Here is a 13,894-nt window from a genome sequence, read left to right on the forward strand (position 1 = left end):
CTCCTAAATATTGGATCTAATAATATAATTACATGAATAGATTATTTATCATCATCTAAATCATTGTCGGGATATTGAGCTTGTGTATCTAACTCATAATATTCTTCACTTGGTTTGTACTTTTTACTTTTACAAAAGCAACGTTTCCATTTAGATATAGATGGGGAAAATTTAATATTGTTTATAGATTCAAACCTATTTTTTTGTCTTTCTGTAAGGTTTACTTTATATTCATTGAGTAAGTTTATCGCCTTATATTTGATAAGATACGCCTCTTTTTTATGGTCGGTATGAATTTCTATATCATTTGTTTCAAGTTTCTGCCTAAAATTAAGTAAGCTATTATTAATTTCTGATCCTTGTTTTATTAATTCTACAGCCTTTAGATCTTTTATACCTTTGGCATCTTTTTCGATACTATCAAAAGGATTCTTATCAGACCGATATGAAGTTCCTTTTATCCATTTGCTTTTTCTAGATGCTTTCACCCATAATTTAGACGAAACTTCTAAGCTCTTAGAGAGATCAAATTCACAAAATTCTGCTACTTGATATAAATCGATAATGACTTCTAAGCAACGCTTTCTGATTTCTTCGATTTTAGCTTTTTCATCTTGCTGTTTATTGTTTATTTTTTTATTCATATTTTTATATAATTTAAAAACAATAAATAATATAATAGCAGCAAGTACATATATTATTGGATATGGATTACTTTTTACTGATTCTAAACAAGAAGCTATACCTTTATCTTTGCAATTATTATAAATATTTATTATATCTCCACCGATGTCTTTAAAATTTGAATAATCCATCCTAAGTTCTCCAAAATTAGCAAGCGTAGGTTGGGTCATGACCCAACAAAACTTATCAAATTATCCGTTAAACGTTGGGTTTGGCAACCCAACCTACTTTGGGGTCGCCTGAAATTGGTTCGCAGCCGTATAGCAAGCGTAGGTTGGGTTAAAAATCCAACACAAATCGCTTAATTACCTAAAATGTTGGGTTTGCTAACCCAACAACTCCTAGCCTGCATATAGGGTGTGTGCGGTACGCACGCACGCGTTCCCCATTTTCCCTGCAACCCCAACCCACCGCGTGCGTACCTTGCGGCACACACCCTACCGACGGGTTCAAAGGTCGTCTGAAAAAACGCTCGCGGCGTTTGTTCCATCTGCCTTGCGATAAAGGCTGCCTGAAAAATTCCTGCTGTTGATATTTCAAGCATTCTTTTTCAGACGACCTTTTGCGTTTTTATGTTGCACAGGCCGTCTGAAAACTTCCTTAAAAACTAGTGACAAACGTAATCAAGCCCAAAATGATGCCCGGGGCGTTCGCCAGCATGACGGGGTAGTCGCGTTTTTCTTTCAAAAAGCCGTAGGCAACCCATAATGTGCAGTTGATGGCGGCAACGAGAGGTTGCAGCGGCGAGCCGGGGTTGCCAGCAAGGTTGTTTTGGATTTGTGGGATATAAGAAACGTACATACCGACGGCGGTCAGGGTGGCTACGACGGAAAGAATGCGCATTTGCTTTTCTGTCATGGTTTTTCCTTTCTGATTTGAGGGCTGAGTTTTCAGACAGTATAGATGTTGAGAAGGTGTCTGAATTTATATTTTTGAAGTTTGGTTTTCAGACGGCCTGTTGTTGAGTTGAGTGTGGCCGTCTGAAAAAGTCAGCTTTATTGTTTTGCTGCTTTGATATTGTCAATGAATTTGTCGAACAGATAACCGACATCTTGCGGGCCTGGGCTGGCTTCGGGGTGGCCTTGGAAGCAGAACACAGGTTTGTCTGTCAGTTCGATACCTTGCAATGTGTTGTCAAACAAGGATTTGTGGGTAATGCGTGCGTTGGCGGGCAGGGTGTCGGCATCGACGGCGAAACCGTGGTTTTGGCTGGTGATGACGACTTTGCCGCTGTCCAAATCTTGTACCGGGTGGTTGGCACCGTGATGGCTGAAGCGCATTTTCAGGGTTTTTGCGCCGATGGCGAGGCTGATCAGCTGGTGTCCCAAACAAATGCCGAAAATCGGTTTGCCGCTTTCCATCAGTTTTTGTACGGCTTTGATGGCGTAGTCACAAGGCTCGGGGTCGCCGGGGCCGTTGGACAGGAATACGCCGTCAGGATTGAGTGCCAAGACGTCTTCCGCGCTGGTTTGCGCCGGAACGACGGTCAGGCGGCAGCCGCGTGAGGCGAGCATGCGCAGGATGTTGGTTTTAACGCCGAAATCGTAGGCGACAACGTGGTAAGACTGTTCGGAAGGGGTAACAAAACCTTTGCCTAATTCCCATTCGCCTTCGGTCCATTCGTAAGTTTCTGTGCAGGAAACTTCTTTTGCCAAGTCTTTGCCGACCATGCTGCCGAATGCAGCAATCAGTTCTTGTGCTTTTTCAACAGTGGCATCTGCACCGGTCAAGATTGCACCGCCTTGTGAACCTTTTTCACGCAACAGGGTGGTCAGGCGGCGGGTATCGATATCGGCGATGGCGACGGTTTTGTTGCGTACCAAATAGTCGTGCAGGCTTTCGGATGCACGGAAGTTGCTGTGCAAGAGCGGCAGGTCGCGGATAATCAAACCGGCGGCGTAAACGCTGCGACTTTCTTCATCTTCGGCGTTGGTGCCGGTGTTGCCGATGTGTGGATAGGTGAGGGTAACGATTTGTTTGCAGTAGGAAGGGTCGGTCAGGATTTCCTGATAGCCGGTCATGGAAGTGTTGAACACGACTTCGCCGGAAGTCGAACCTTCGTAACCGATTGATGTGCCGTGAAATACGCTGCCGTCAGCGAGAACGAGAAGAGCCGGAGTGGTCATGATGGAATCCTGTTTGCCTGATGATGGTCGGTTCGAAAAAAAATGGGTCAGGCCGTCTGAAAAATAAAAATTGTTTACAAAAAAGACAGCCTTCGGAAATCTCGGCTAAAAAAAAACACGCTCCGCAGCTTTGATTTTGCTGTGTAACGTGCTTTTTCAGACATAGCGGTCTATGCCGTAGAAGCAGTGTATTTTAAGTCAAAGTAATAGGAATTTCAAGCGTAGAGCAAATAATCGATAATTTAAAAACGTTTTATCTTTACGGTACAGTCCCTTGCTTTTGGAATGCTTGATGAATAAAGTTGAACTAAATATTCAGTCAGGCCGTCTGAAAACTGAGCAGGCAGATTGTTTCATTTTTGTTGTGTTTGAAATGCAGGTGTAGGGAAATTCAGCCGAATCAAACATGAAACAGGTTGTTTATGCTAGAATCGTAACCTTATAAAAAATAAAAACAACGTCATTTTTAGCTGAGATTATCCGATGAAAAAAGAACACATTATGCAAAACGCTCTATCAGGCCGCCATCGCCTCATTCATGCAAGTGTAGCTTCCGCTTTAGCACTCATCAGTATTTCCGTTCAGGCAAATACGCAGCAATTTTCCCAAACTCCTTTTTACCTGCAAAACAAAACCGACGTCAGTGGCCAACCCAAAGTCAAACACAATATTATGTTTTTGATTGATGATTCGGGCAGTATGTTGGCTGATGCAAAGGGTGATTATCATGTCCGTGATGAGCAAAAAAAAATCAATATTGCAAAATCGGCATTAAAGCAGGTTTTAGCGCAATATAAAGATCAGTTCAACTGGGGCTTGCAGACTTTGCACAATAATCCTCGGTATTGGAAATGGGATGAGAAAAAAAGGAGAGAGAATAATGCTATTTACGCATATGCAGAATTGCCTAGCCCCGACGATACCAAAGGCGATATGAAGGATTCTGAAGGCTTTACGGATGGTTCTGTCGGTCGAAACTGGGAATATGTCAGTAAAAAAGTAGACGAGATGTTGGCTTATCAAGGTACGCCGACAACGCGCCGTTATTATGAAGTCGTCAAAAATTTCGTTATCCCTAATATCAAATACCGTTGCCAGAAATCTTATGTTGTTGTGGTATCTGATGGTGATGCCAATATGAGTTGTAGCAATCAGGGTGCCGGTGAGGATCCTCGCTTATCGCGCAATACCAGCTTCAACTACGATCGAGATTATTACTATTCAAACTACTACCGAGCCATCGAACATAGCGCGGATACACCTGCATACCAATATTTCGGGCCGTCTGCAGCGAAGGCTTATGACGATAAATATGGAAAAGGTGAATTTTTCAACGATGGTCGTGGTTTTAGTGGATATTTTGACCTGCCACTTTATCAATATGATGCCCATATCCCGCCGCATGAGAAAAAAGTGATGTGCCAATATACCGATTATAAATTCGGGTATAGCGATTATTATCGTAGGCGAATGTGGATAGGTAGTGGCGAAATCATTGTTCCTATTTGGGATAGAAACTATGGTAATGAGAAACGCGGTATGCGTTTCTTCAGTCAGACTTTGGCAGAAAAAGACATCAAAACAGAAAAAGATGGCAAAGATGATGCAGGTAAGAGCTGGGATGGTGATCCAAACGACCCTAAAGGCGCGGATTATAGTAAGCAATTGGTTCAGACTTTTACCGTGGGCTTTGGTGAGGGAATCTCTAAAGTCGGGAGAGAGTATCTGGAAAAGGGTGCCAGTCGCCCAGACTGGTATTTTAATGCCGCAAAACCTGAAAAGTTGCTCGATGCTTTTAAAACCATCGTCGATAATATTGAAAATGACAGCAAGAATACGAAATTTGAAGGAGTATCCTCTACTGCGCCGGCAACGACCAGTATGGGTATTCCCGATATGGCGGCAACGGTTCATTTGAATACCGGCTCTTGGAGTAGTCAGTTACGGTTTTATAAATTAAACCGCGATGGTACGCCTATCAATACGACCGAGTTTGTTCAGCCATCATTTAATAACCGCCTCACTTTGGTTAATGATGGCAGTAAGACCTATTTTATCGATAGAGTTGCAGATAATGAGGCTTCAAATGCCGATTTTGGCATTTCAGACGGCAGTGCGAAAGATAAGTTGGAATGGAAAAATGCATTGCTGAAATGGACTGGCCGAGTAGGTAGTGATGAAACCATCAAAGCGGATGCAGAGGCAAAAGGTTATAACCAGTCTTATCGCATCCGTCCAACTGATCCAGCTGACGCAAGTAAAGATGAGCGCAATTTGGGCGATATTTTGGACGGTTCAGTTGCTTCGATTGGCGATAAGCGCGACAACCGTCAAGAGTTTTTGGTCGCTGCTGCCAATGACGGCATGGTACATATTTTCCGTAATGGTACGCCTAGCAATCCTTATGACTTGAAACTCAGCTATATTCCGGCAGGCATGGAGCGCGAGGACGATCAAGGTCAAGCGACAACTTTGGGCAAGGTTCTGAAAGATATTGCACGAGATGGTTACGGCTCTGGCACACCACACCGCTATATGGTCAATGGTGGCTTTGTTCTCCGTCAGACGCCTGATAAGCAAACCTTTATGTTTGGTGCGATGGGGCAGGGTGGACGCGGTGCGTATGCGTTGAATATTGGTGCGGTAGCTAACAGTGATCGTAGTGGTTGGAATACGACTGTGCCTTTGTTCGAAACAAAAAAAGGCTCTGACAATAAGCTGGGTTATACCATTGGTTCGACGCAAATCGGCCGTGTTTCCATCAAACGCGATACCACTCCGGTCAATCTGGAATCGAATGTGCGTTATGCGGGCTTCTTGGCTAGCGGCTATCGCACTGAAGATGTGAATAGTGCCGACAATGAAACAGCTTTGTATGTCTATGATATGACAGGGAAAGAGGCAGGGACGAAAAATACTGGCACTAATGTTTCTTCTTCTAAAGCCGGCAAGCTCTTGGCCAAAATTTCTGCACCGAATGGCAAAGGTGGTCTCTCTACCCCCACTTTGGTAGACACCGATTTTGACGGTATTGTCGATATTGCCTATGCAGGCGACCGTTACGGTAATATGTTCCGCTTTGACTTGAGTGGTGAAACTCCGTCCAAATGGTCTGCGCAAATGATTTTCCAAGGATCGGGTAATCAACCGATTACGTCTGCGCCTGCGGTATCACGCCGCAGTAAAGATAAGTATGTCGTCATTTTTGGTACGGGTAGCGAGATTTATCAGAATGAATTGACCAATACCAATGGCCAAATCAATGCCGTTTACGGTATTTACGACGATGTGTCTACTGATGAATCCAAAAAAGCGGTTTTGGCGAAAAGCAGCGAGTTGGAACAGCAAACCAGAGAAAGTGACGGCGAACACATTTATGTCAGCGACAATAAGGTTGGTGAAGGCAAAAAAGGCTGGAGTCTGACTTTAGATCCGAATGAACGTGTGACTGTCAAACCGACGATGATTTTGCGTACAGCCGTTGTGACCATCCGCAAGTATGAAACCAAAACAATTCATACTGATTCTTCCAGTACCGATGTTTGTTTGCCGGACAGTACGTCCACACAAACGACAGCGAAAACGATAATCCTTGGCGTAAATGCTGAAAATGGCGGCCGTTTGGGCTTGCGTGATGCGCGTATCTCCAGTAAGGATCGCATATTTATCAAACGTGAAATTAATGGCCAGATTTATTACGCCAACGGTATGACTTTTGATGGCGTTATCAACTTTACTTATATGAATTCCAGCAAAGCCGACGATTCTCCGGTAACTGCCGATGGCGATAGCGGCGGCACTGGTACGGATAAGGAGTTGAACGCCACGCCGAGCGTGCCAAACAATAAATGTTTTGCAACCAAAGGTGATCGCAGTCTCTTGTCCAATCAATTGGACAGTCTGGAAGTACAAGGCCGTACATGCGGACTCAAACGCATCAGCTGGCGTGAATTGTTCTTTTAATCTGTAAGGCTTGGATATCGAGGCCGTCTGAATTTTTTCAGACGGCCTTTTCTGTTGAGTGGTAGTAATTCAAAAATGTTGGATTGGTGGATAGAAAAGCTTGTTTGAGGGCAAAACAAGCTTTGATCAAATTGAAAGCTTGGATAGAGCTAAACGACAGATTTGGACTATTCTTTTTTTAAATTTCTACCATTTGGCTGATAAGTTAAAAGGCCGTCTGAAAATATCTTTTCAGACGGCCTTTGATTTAAAAAGAGCTAGTCAAGGAGCGCATTGTTAGATGCTGTTTTTAATGATTTTTCGCAGGGTGGACAGTTGTCGGCGGCTGACGGGCAACGGGGTCGGAATATCGAGAATTTTTGCACCCCATGTGGATGCGTATTCGTCGTTTTCGTCGTCGTCCAGTCGAATCAGGCTGTCGAGGGTGTGGCGGAAGACGAGGGCGTTGCGGTGGATGCGGATGACTTTGTCGCCCAGCAACTCTTCCCAGTAAACCAAGGTCTTCGGTAATTCGTAGCTGTGGCCGTCGCCAGTAAACAGATAGACGGTTTTGTGTTCCGCCATCAGGTAACGTGCCTGTTGCCATGGAATTTCAACCATGCGTTCGCGGTTGTACACTTTGAAATGGGTAAAACTGTCTGCTTTTTCGCGGTTTTTCTCGATGATGCGGTCAAGCGCGGTTTGCAGGCGGGTCATTTTGATCGGTTTGAGCAGATAGTCTGCGGCAGCCAGCTCAAACGCGCGCAGGGCGTGTTCTTCGTAGGCTGTGGTGAATACAATTTCCGGCTGGCGCTTGGCGGTACGCTTAATGCGTTCGACAAATTCGAGACCGTCGATTTCCGGCATGCCGATGTCGGCAAAGACGATGTCGACTTCGTGGACACTCAGCCACTCCAATGCTGGCATGGCATGGTGAAAGACGTTGAGCAGTACGACATTGCACTCTTCCAATAATACACGTAAGCGTTCTGCTGCTAATACTTCGTCTTCTACAATAATGGCACTTGGCATAGCGGTATTCTTTTTGTTGTATCGTGGGAGATCTGCCGCGCTTTGTCATCCTCAATAACGCGTCAGCCGTATGTTGTTACAACCTTGAAATTATCAGTTTGTGACAATTTTAGGAAATTTTTGAAATATACATGATTTTTCGCTTCTTGGGCATGGTTTGGAATGGATCGTAAGATTACTTACATAATTTTATGAAATATTGTAATACCTAGAGTAATTTTGTTGTAATCATGCTAATTCAGTCCGTGATAATGGACGATTTTGGGATTTTGTCCATTTGCCAGTGCGCTACCGTCCAATCGAGCAATTCTTGCGGACGGTTCACGGTAGGTGCATCGGGTAGGTTGAGGTAGGTTAGGACTTGGCGGAGAAGTTGTTCTTTTTGATTCAAATCCAAAGCCGGGGCAAGGGTTTGTTTCGACCATTTTTGCCCTTGGCTGTTGGTCAATAGGGGAAGGTGTGCGTAGGCCGGTGTGGGAACGCCGAGGCATTGTTGCAGATAGATTTGGCGCGGCGTGGAAACAAGCAAATCTTGACCGCGGACAATATGGGTTATTCCTTGATCGGCATCGTCGGCAACCACGGCAAGCTGATATGCCCAATAGCCGTCGGCACGAAGCAGGACGAAATCGCCGATGTCGTGTGCCAGATTTTGTGCGTAATGTCCGACAATGCCGTCTGAAAAACCGATCACGCGATCAGGCACTTGAATGCGCCATGCCGGAGTTTTGTTTTGCGTATCGGGTCTTTGCTGAGGATTGCGGCAACGGCCGTTATATACAAATCCGTCTGCGCCATGTGTTGCCGCCGCCTGCCAGTCTTTGCGGCTGCAATAGCAGGGATACACCAGCCCGGCCGCTTTGAGGCGGTCGAGGGTGTCTTGATATAGGTTGTAACGGCGGCTTTGATAGGCGACTTCGCCGTCCCACTCAAAACCGAAAGCTTCAAGCGTGCGCAAAATGTCGGCAGCGGCGCTGGGCATTTCGCGCGGGGGGTCGAGGTCTTCAATGCGGACCAGCCATTTACCCTGATGAGCGCGTGCGTCGGCATAGGAGGCGACGGCGGTCAGTAGGGAGCCGATATGAAGCAGGCCGGTAGGGCTGGGGGCGAAACGTCCTATATACATGGCAGGGTGGTTTTGTAGGGCAGGGGCAGTATGCCTGCATGGTATTCAAATCGTGATAGAAAAGGGCGTGCCGTACACGCCCGAATTTGGGTTTCAGACGGCCTGAGACTTTTCAAAATGATTTAAGTTTCTCGGCCGTCCGTTCAATCCGCTTAAGCCAATGGAGCAAGCAGTTTGGCGAAAGCGTCTTCAAATTGTTTCAAACCGTCTTCCTGCAAACGAGTTGCCAAAGTTTCGACATCAATGCCGAGTTTCGCGGTTTCGGCAAGCTGCGCTTGGGCTTCGTCCACACCTTCGGTCAAAGTGGCTTTGGCGGTGCCGTGGTTGATAAAGGCTTTGAGTGTCGCATCGGGAACGGTGTTGACGGTATGGGCGCCAATCAGGCTGTCAACGTACAAAGTGTCAGGATAGGCAGGGTTTTTCACGCCGGTAGATGCCCACAAAAGTTGTACGCGGTTGGCACCTTTTTCGGCAAACGCGGTAAATTCGTTGCTGCCGAAGTATTGTGCCCAATCTTGATAGGCGGCTTTGGCCAGCGCAATGGCGATTTTGCCTTTGAGGTGGTCGGGCAGGGTGGCATCCAATGCGGCATCGACACGGGAAATAAAGAAGCTGGCGACAACTTGGATATGGGAAACGTCGTGTCCTGCTTCCAAACGTTTGGCAATGCCGCGCGTATAGGCCGCATAGGCTTTAAGGGTTTGGGTGCGGGAGAAGAGCAGGGTCAGGTTGATGCTGATGCCGTCTGAAACGAGGGTTTCGAGTGCTTCGATGCCTTCGTCGGTTGCTGGTACTTTAATCATGACATTTTTACGGCCGATGGCGGCGTGCAGGCGGCGCGCTTCTTCAACCGTGCCTTGCGCGTCTTTGGACAATTCAGGCGAAACTTCGAGGCTGACGAAGCCGGTTTTGCCGCCGGTGGATTCGTGTTCGGCAAGACATACGTCGCAAGCGGCTTGCACATCGGCAACCGCCATGGTTTCGTAGCGTTGTTTCGGGGTCAGGTCCTGCTGTTTGAGTGCGGCTACTTCATCGGCGTACAGGGCATCTCCGGCAAAGGCTTTTTGGAAAATGGCAGGATTGGAAGTTACGCCACACACACCTTGCTTCAGCATTTCTGCCAATTCGCCGCTTTGTACCAGCGAACGGGAGAGATTGTCCAACCAGATTTGTTGTCCTAATGCTTTAACGTCCGATAAAATAGTCATCTCTGATTCCTTTTACATAATAGGTTTGTTTGTGAAGTGGCGGTAATGCTACGCCGATTCGATGAATTTGAACAGTTTACAGCCGATTAATTTGGGCAAAACAAACCTAAATTCAAGCACGAAAGGTGGCTTTGATGGCGGAAAACACACTTTATCTCGACTGGGCGCGCGATGTATTGGATACGGAAGCCGAAGGTTTGCGTGAAATTGCGGCGGCTTTGGACCATGATTTTGTCCGTGCGGCAGAAGCGTTGTTGCACTGCAAGGGCAGGGTCGTCATTACCGGCATGGGCAAGTCCGGACACATCGGCCGCAAAATGGCGGCGACCATGGCTTCGACCGGAACGCCTGCGTTTTTTGTCCATCCTGCCGAAGCGGCGCACGGCGATTTGGGCATGATTGTGGACCACGATGTCGTGGTTGCCATTTCCAATTCCGGCGAAAGTGATGAAATTGCAGCGATTATTCCGGCGTTGAAACGCAAAAACATCACGCTTATTTGTATCACTGCCCATCCGACTTCCACCATGGCGCGTCATGCCGATATCCATATTACCGCGGCGGTTTCCAAAGAAGCCTGTCCTCTCGGCCTTGCACCGACTTCCAGTACGACAGCCGTGATGGCGTTGGGCGATGCGCTGGCGGTGGTATTGCTGCAGGCTCGTGCGTTTACGCCGGATGATTTTGCTTTAAGCCATCCGGCTGGCAGCTTGGGCAAACGCCTGCTGTTGCGCGTGGCGGATATTATGCACAAAGACGAAGCCCTGCCTGCCGTTTTGTTGGGTACGCCGTTGAAAGAAGCCATCGTCCGCATGAGTGAAAAAGGCTTGGGCATGTTGGCGGTAACCGATGCTGAAGGCCGTCTGAAAGGCGTATTTACCGATGGCGACTTGCGCCGTCTGTTTCAAGAACGCGACAGCTTTGCCGGTTTGAAAGTGGACGACATCATGCACGCTTCGCCGAAAACCATCTCTGCCGACCGCCTTGCCACTGAAGCTTTGAAAGCTATGCAAAGCGGCCATGTGAATGGTTTGCTGGTGGTCGAAGAAAACGGCGTACTGATTGGCGCTTTGAACATGCACGATTTATTGATGGCACGAATTGTCTGAATCGACGGCAAAAACGTTTTCAGACGGCCTTATGCTAGAATAGGCCGTCTGAAATAAGGAAACCTTATGCAAAATCTCTCTTCCGATCTGCAACAACGCGCTTTAGGTATCAAACTGCTGATACTGGATGTAGATGGCGTTTTGACCGACGGCCGCATTTTTATCCGCGACAACGGCGAAGAAATCAAATCGTTCCACACTTTGGACGGACACGGTTTGAAAATGCTTCAGGCCGGCGGCGTGCAAACAGCGATTATTACCGGCCGCGATGCGCCTTCCGTCGGTATCCGCGTGAAGCAGCTCGGTATCAACTATTACTTCAAAGGCATTCATGACAAACGTGCTGCCTACGCCCAATTACGCGAACAGGCCGGTGTGGAGGAGCATGAGTGCGCCTTTGTTGGCGACGATGTTGTCGATTTGCCCGTGATGGTGCGTTGCGGATTGGCGGTCGCCGTCCCTGAAGCGCATTGGTTTACTTTGCAATACGCCCATTATGTAACCCGACGTTCCGGCGGCGCAGGCGCGGTGCGTGAAGTGTGCGATTTGATTATGCAGGCGCAAGGTACGCTTGAACCTGCTTTGAAAGAGTATGTACGATGAAAATCAGATGGCGTTACGGAATCGCCTTTCCGCTGGTGTTGGCAGTCTCACTCGGCGCACTGGCGGCGTGGCTCGGCCGCATCAGCGAAGTACAAGTCGAAGAAGTCGTCCTCAATCCGAATGAGCCGCAATATTCGATGAAAGGCATCAACGGCAAACGTTTTGACCAAGAAGGCCGTCTGAAAGAAAACCTGAGCGCGGTCGATGCCGTCCAATATCCGAATAGCGCGGACGTGCATTTGGACAAACCGCATCTTTCGTTTTACCGCGACGGCAGCCTGCTGTACGAAGTCGGCAGCGACAAGGCCGCGTACAATATTCAAAACAAAAAAGTCGTTTTTGAACAGAATGTTGTCCTAAATAAAGCGGCAGATGCCAAGCGTTTGGCCGGCATCGTCAAAACCGAACGTTTGAATGTCGATACCGAGGCGCAATATGCTCATACCGACAGCCCCGTTACTTTCCAATACGGACAGTCCAGCGGTCAGGCAAACGGCATGACTTATGATCACAAAACCGGTTTGCTGAATTTCCCTTCCAAAGTGAAAGCCACAATTTATGATACAAAAAATTTGTAAAACCTTAGCCCTTGTTGCCGTTTTTGCCGCCAGCCCGGCCTTTGCTCTGCAAAGCGACAGCAAGCAGCCGATTCAAATCGAAGCCGACCAAGGCTCGCTTGACCAAAACAACCAAAGCACCACCTTCTCCGGCAACGTCATCATCAAACAAGGCACGCTCAATATCCGTGCCGGCAGCGTAACCGTTTCACGCAACGACAAAAGCGAGCAGTTGATGAAAGCTACCGGTTCGCCCGTCAAATTTAGCCAAGAGTTGGACGGCGGCAAAGGCGTGGTCAACGGCCAAGCCAATACTGTAACGTATTCTTCCGCAGCCAGTCTGGTTACCCTGACCGGCAATGCCAAAGTACAGCGCGGCGGCGATGTGGCCGAAGGTGCGGTCATCACTTACAACACCAAAACCGAGGTTTACACCATCAACGGCAGCGCCAAATCCGGTGTTAAATCCGCTGCGAAATCCGGCCGCGTCAGCGTGGTCATCCAGCCGTCCAGCACGCAGAAAAACAAATAAGAAAACACACAAAAAGGCCGTCTGAAAAGGGTTCAGACGGCCTGAGGTCAATATCGAAAGTCAACAGAATATGAGCGCAAACAACAGCCGTCTTGTAGTTCAAAACCTGCAAAAAAGTTTCAAAAAACGCCAAGTCGTCAAAAGCTTCTCCCTTGAAATCGAAAGCGGCGAAGTCATCGGCCTGCTCGGCCCCAACGGCGCGGGTAAGACCACCAGCTTTTACATGATTGTCGGCCTGATTGCCGCCGATGCAGGCAGCGTGATGTTGGACGGACAAGAGTTGCGCCACCTGCCCATTCACGAACGCGCCCGCCTCGGTGTCGGCTATCTGCCGCAGGAAGCCTCGATTTTCCGTAAAATGACCGTGGAACAAAATATCCGCGCCATTTTGGAAATCAGCATGAAAGACAAAAGCCGCATTGATGCCGAACTGGAAAAACTGTTGGCCGATTTGAACATCGAACGCCTGCGCAACAACCCTGCGCCGTCCTTGTCGGGTGGCGAACGCCGTCGTGTTGAAATCGCACGCGTGCTGGCCATGCAGCCGCGTTTCATTTTGTTGGATGAACCTTTTGCCGGCGTTGACCCGATTGCCGTCATCGATATTCAGAAAATCATCGAGTTCCTCAAATCACGCGGTATCGGCGTATTGATTACCGACCACAACGTGCGCGAAACCCTCAGCATCTGCGACCGTGCCTACATCATCAGCGACGGTACGGTATTGGCTTCAGGCAAGCCGGATGATTTGGTCAACAATGAACAAGTCCGTTCGGTTTATTTGGGTGAAAATTTCAAATATTGAATGCATATTTGACAGCAATCGTAAAACCGGTTTCACATGAGGCTCTCATTTCAATTGAGGGTATCTGTAAATATTGAAATAATTACTAAGAATACAAATATAATACCTATAACCTAGTTTTTCAGACGGCCCTCCGTACAAAGGCCGTCTGAAAAACTATCCATACACTT

At 47.6% G+C, this 13,894-nt stretch carries 13 protein-coding genes; 7 read left to right on the forward strand and 6 right to left on the reverse strand.

The features are described 5' to 3' along the window. Window positions 1-41: 41 nt before the first annotated feature. Window positions 42-854, reverse strand: coding sequence for a hypothetical protein (locus ACTHTS_RS06750; protein ID WP_440369594.1), 813 nt, complete (start codon window positions 852-854; stop codon window positions 42-44). 191 nt (window positions 855-1,045) lie between these two features. Here ACTHTS_RS06750 and ACTHTS_RS06755 point away from each other — a divergent pair, with 191 nt between their 5' ends. Continuing rightward, entirely contained in the window at window positions 1,046-1,216 is a 171-nt protein-coding gene (locus ACTHTS_RS06755) for a hypothetical protein (protein WP_440369595.1), read from the forward strand. Between the two features lie 68 nt (window positions 1,217-1,284). Here ACTHTS_RS06755 and ACTHTS_RS06760 read toward each other — a convergent pair whose 3' ends face one another. Both ACTHTS_RS06760 and carA read right to left on the reverse strand, forming a co-directional pair. After that, on the reverse strand, window positions 1,285-1,542 hold the full coding sequence (locus ACTHTS_RS06760; RefSeq protein ID WP_049331825.1) for a SemiSWEET family transporter: 258 nt from the start codon (window positions 1,540-1,542) through the stop codon (window positions 1,285-1,287). Between the two features lie 137 nt (window positions 1,543-1,679). After that, on the reverse strand, window positions 1,680-2,810 hold the full coding sequence (gene carA, locus ACTHTS_RS06765) for a glutamine-hydrolyzing carbamoyl-phosphate synthase small subunit (RefSeq protein WP_107768722.1): 1,131 nt from the start codon (window positions 2,808-2,810) through the stop codon (window positions 1,680-1,682). 501 nt (window positions 2,811-3,311) lie between these two features. On the opposite strand from carA, the gene pilC reads away from it, so the two are divergent. Beyond that, window positions 3,312-6,773, forward strand: a complete 3,462-nt coding sequence (gene pilC / locus ACTHTS_RS06770) for a PilC family type IV pilus tip adhesin (protein ID WP_440369596.1) — start codon at window positions 3,312-3,314, stop codon at window positions 6,771-6,773. A gap of 276 nt (window positions 6,774-7,049) precedes the next feature. On the opposite strand, the gene ACTHTS_RS06775 is transcribed toward pilC, so the two are convergent. The 3 genes from ACTHTS_RS06775 to tal all read right to left on the reverse strand — a co-directional run bounded on the left by ACTHTS_RS06775 (window position 7,050) and on the right by tal (window position 10,118). Further along, complete coding sequence (locus ACTHTS_RS06775; RefSeq protein ID WP_003686784.1) at window positions 7,050-7,784, reverse strand: LytR/AlgR family response regulator transcription factor; 735 nt, start codon at window positions 7,782-7,784, stop codon at window positions 7,050-7,052. A gap of 238 nt (window positions 7,785-8,022) precedes the next feature. Continuing rightward, entirely contained in the window at window positions 8,023-8,910 is an 888-nt protein-coding gene (gene gluQRS, locus ACTHTS_RS06780) for a tRNA glutamyl-Q(34) synthetase GluQRS (protein WP_440369597.1), read from the reverse strand. Window positions 8,911-9,062: 152 nt separating this feature from the next. Next, window positions 9,063-10,118, reverse strand: a complete 1,056-nt coding sequence (gene tal / locus ACTHTS_RS06785) for a transaldolase (protein WP_440369598.1) — start codon at window positions 10,116-10,118, stop codon at window positions 9,063-9,065. A gap of 134 nt (window positions 10,119-10,252) precedes the next feature. Between tal and ACTHTS_RS06790 the strand changes: the two genes are divergently transcribed. The 5 genes from ACTHTS_RS06790 to lptB all read left to right on the forward strand — a co-directional run bounded on the left by ACTHTS_RS06790 (window position 10,253) and on the right by lptB (window position 13,724). Further along, window positions 10,253-11,227 (forward strand): KpsF/GutQ family sugar-phosphate isomerase, encoded by a 975-nt coding sequence (locus tag ACTHTS_RS06790; RefSeq protein WP_063076105.1) that lies wholly within the window; start codon window positions 10,253-10,255, stop codon window positions 11,225-11,227. Between the two features lie 66 nt (window positions 11,228-11,293). Continuing rightward, on the forward strand, window positions 11,294-11,830 hold the full coding sequence (locus tag ACTHTS_RS06795) for a KdsC family phosphatase (RefSeq protein WP_063069321.1): 537 nt from the start codon (window positions 11,294-11,296) through the stop codon (window positions 11,828-11,830). Beyond that, window positions 11,827-12,408: an LPS export ABC transporter periplasmic protein LptC gene (lptC, locus tag ACTHTS_RS06800; protein ID WP_004518853.1), complete on the forward strand. Its 582-nt coding sequence runs from the start codon at window positions 11,827-11,829 to the stop codon at window positions 12,406-12,408. Before ACTHTS_RS06795 ends, lptC begins: the two co-directional genes overlap by 4 nt. After that, window positions 12,389-12,919, forward strand: a complete 531-nt coding sequence (gene lptA, locus ACTHTS_RS06805; protein ID WP_049328829.1) for a lipopolysaccharide transport periplasmic protein LptA — start codon at window positions 12,389-12,391, stop codon at window positions 12,917-12,919. Before lptC ends, lptA begins: the two co-directional genes overlap by 20 nt. Window positions 12,920-12,989: 70 nt before the next feature. Continuing rightward, complete coding sequence (lptB, locus tag ACTHTS_RS06810) at window positions 12,990-13,724, forward strand: LPS export ABC transporter ATP-binding protein (RefSeq protein WP_003679854.1); 735 nt, start codon at window positions 12,990-12,992, stop codon at window positions 13,722-13,724. The last annotated feature ends 170 nt before the right edge of the window (window positions 13,725-13,894 follow it).

It is taken from the genome of Neisseria sp. P0019.S003, assembly GCF_051957115.1.
In the GTDB taxonomy this organism is placed as follows: Bacteria; Pseudomonadota; Gammaproteobacteria; order Burkholderiales; family Neisseriaceae; genus Neisseria; species Neisseria flavescens_D.

What these genes read in the sequence shown, in the direction of transcription:
- ACTHTS_RS06750 (WP_440369594.1), bottom strand. Translation starts at nt 854, where the DNA reads ATGACCCAACCTACGCTTGCTAATTTTGGAGAACTTAGGATGGATTAT.
- ACTHTS_RS06760 (WP_049331825.1), bottom strand. Translation starts at nt 1,542, where the DNA reads ATGACAGAAAAGCAAATGCGCATTCTTTCCGTCGTAGCCACCCTGACC.
- carA (WP_107768722.1), bottom strand. Translation starts at nt 2,810, where the DNA reads ATGACCACTCCGGCTCTTCTCGTTCTCGCTGACGGCAGCGTATTTCAC.
- pilC (WP_440369596.1), top strand. Translation starts at nt 3,312, where the DNA reads ATGCAAAACGCTCTATCAGGCCGCCATCGCCTCATTCATGCAAGTGTA.
- ACTHTS_RS06775 (WP_003686784.1), bottom strand. Translation starts at nt 7,784, where the DNA reads ATGCCAAGTGCCATTATTGTAGAAGACGAAGTATTAGCAGCAGAACGC.
- gluQRS (WP_440369597.1), bottom strand. Translation starts at nt 8,910, where the DNA reads ATGTATATAGGACGTTTCGCCCCCAGCCCTACCGGCCTGCTTCATATC.
- tal (WP_440369598.1), bottom strand. Translation starts at nt 10,118, where the DNA reads ATGACTATTTTATCGGACGTTAAAGCATTAGGACAACAAATCTGGTTG.
- ACTHTS_RS06790 (WP_063076105.1), top strand. Translation starts at nt 10,253, where the DNA reads ATGGCGGAAAACACACTTTATCTCGACTGGGCGCGCGATGTATTGGAT.
- ACTHTS_RS06795 (WP_063069321.1), top strand. Translation starts at nt 11,294, where the DNA reads ATGCAAAATCTCTCTTCCGATCTGCAACAACGCGCTTTAGGTATCAAA.
- lptC (WP_004518853.1), top strand. Translation starts at nt 11,827, where the DNA reads ATGAAAATCAGATGGCGTTACGGAATCGCCTTTCCGCTGGTGTTGGCA.
- lptA (WP_049328829.1), top strand. Translation starts at nt 12,389, where the DNA reads ATGATACAAAAAATTTGTAAAACCTTAGCCCTTGTTGCCGTTTTTGCC.
- lptB (WP_003679854.1), top strand. Translation starts at nt 12,990, where the DNA reads ATGAGCGCAAACAACAGCCGTCTTGTAGTTCAAAACCTGCAAAAAAGT.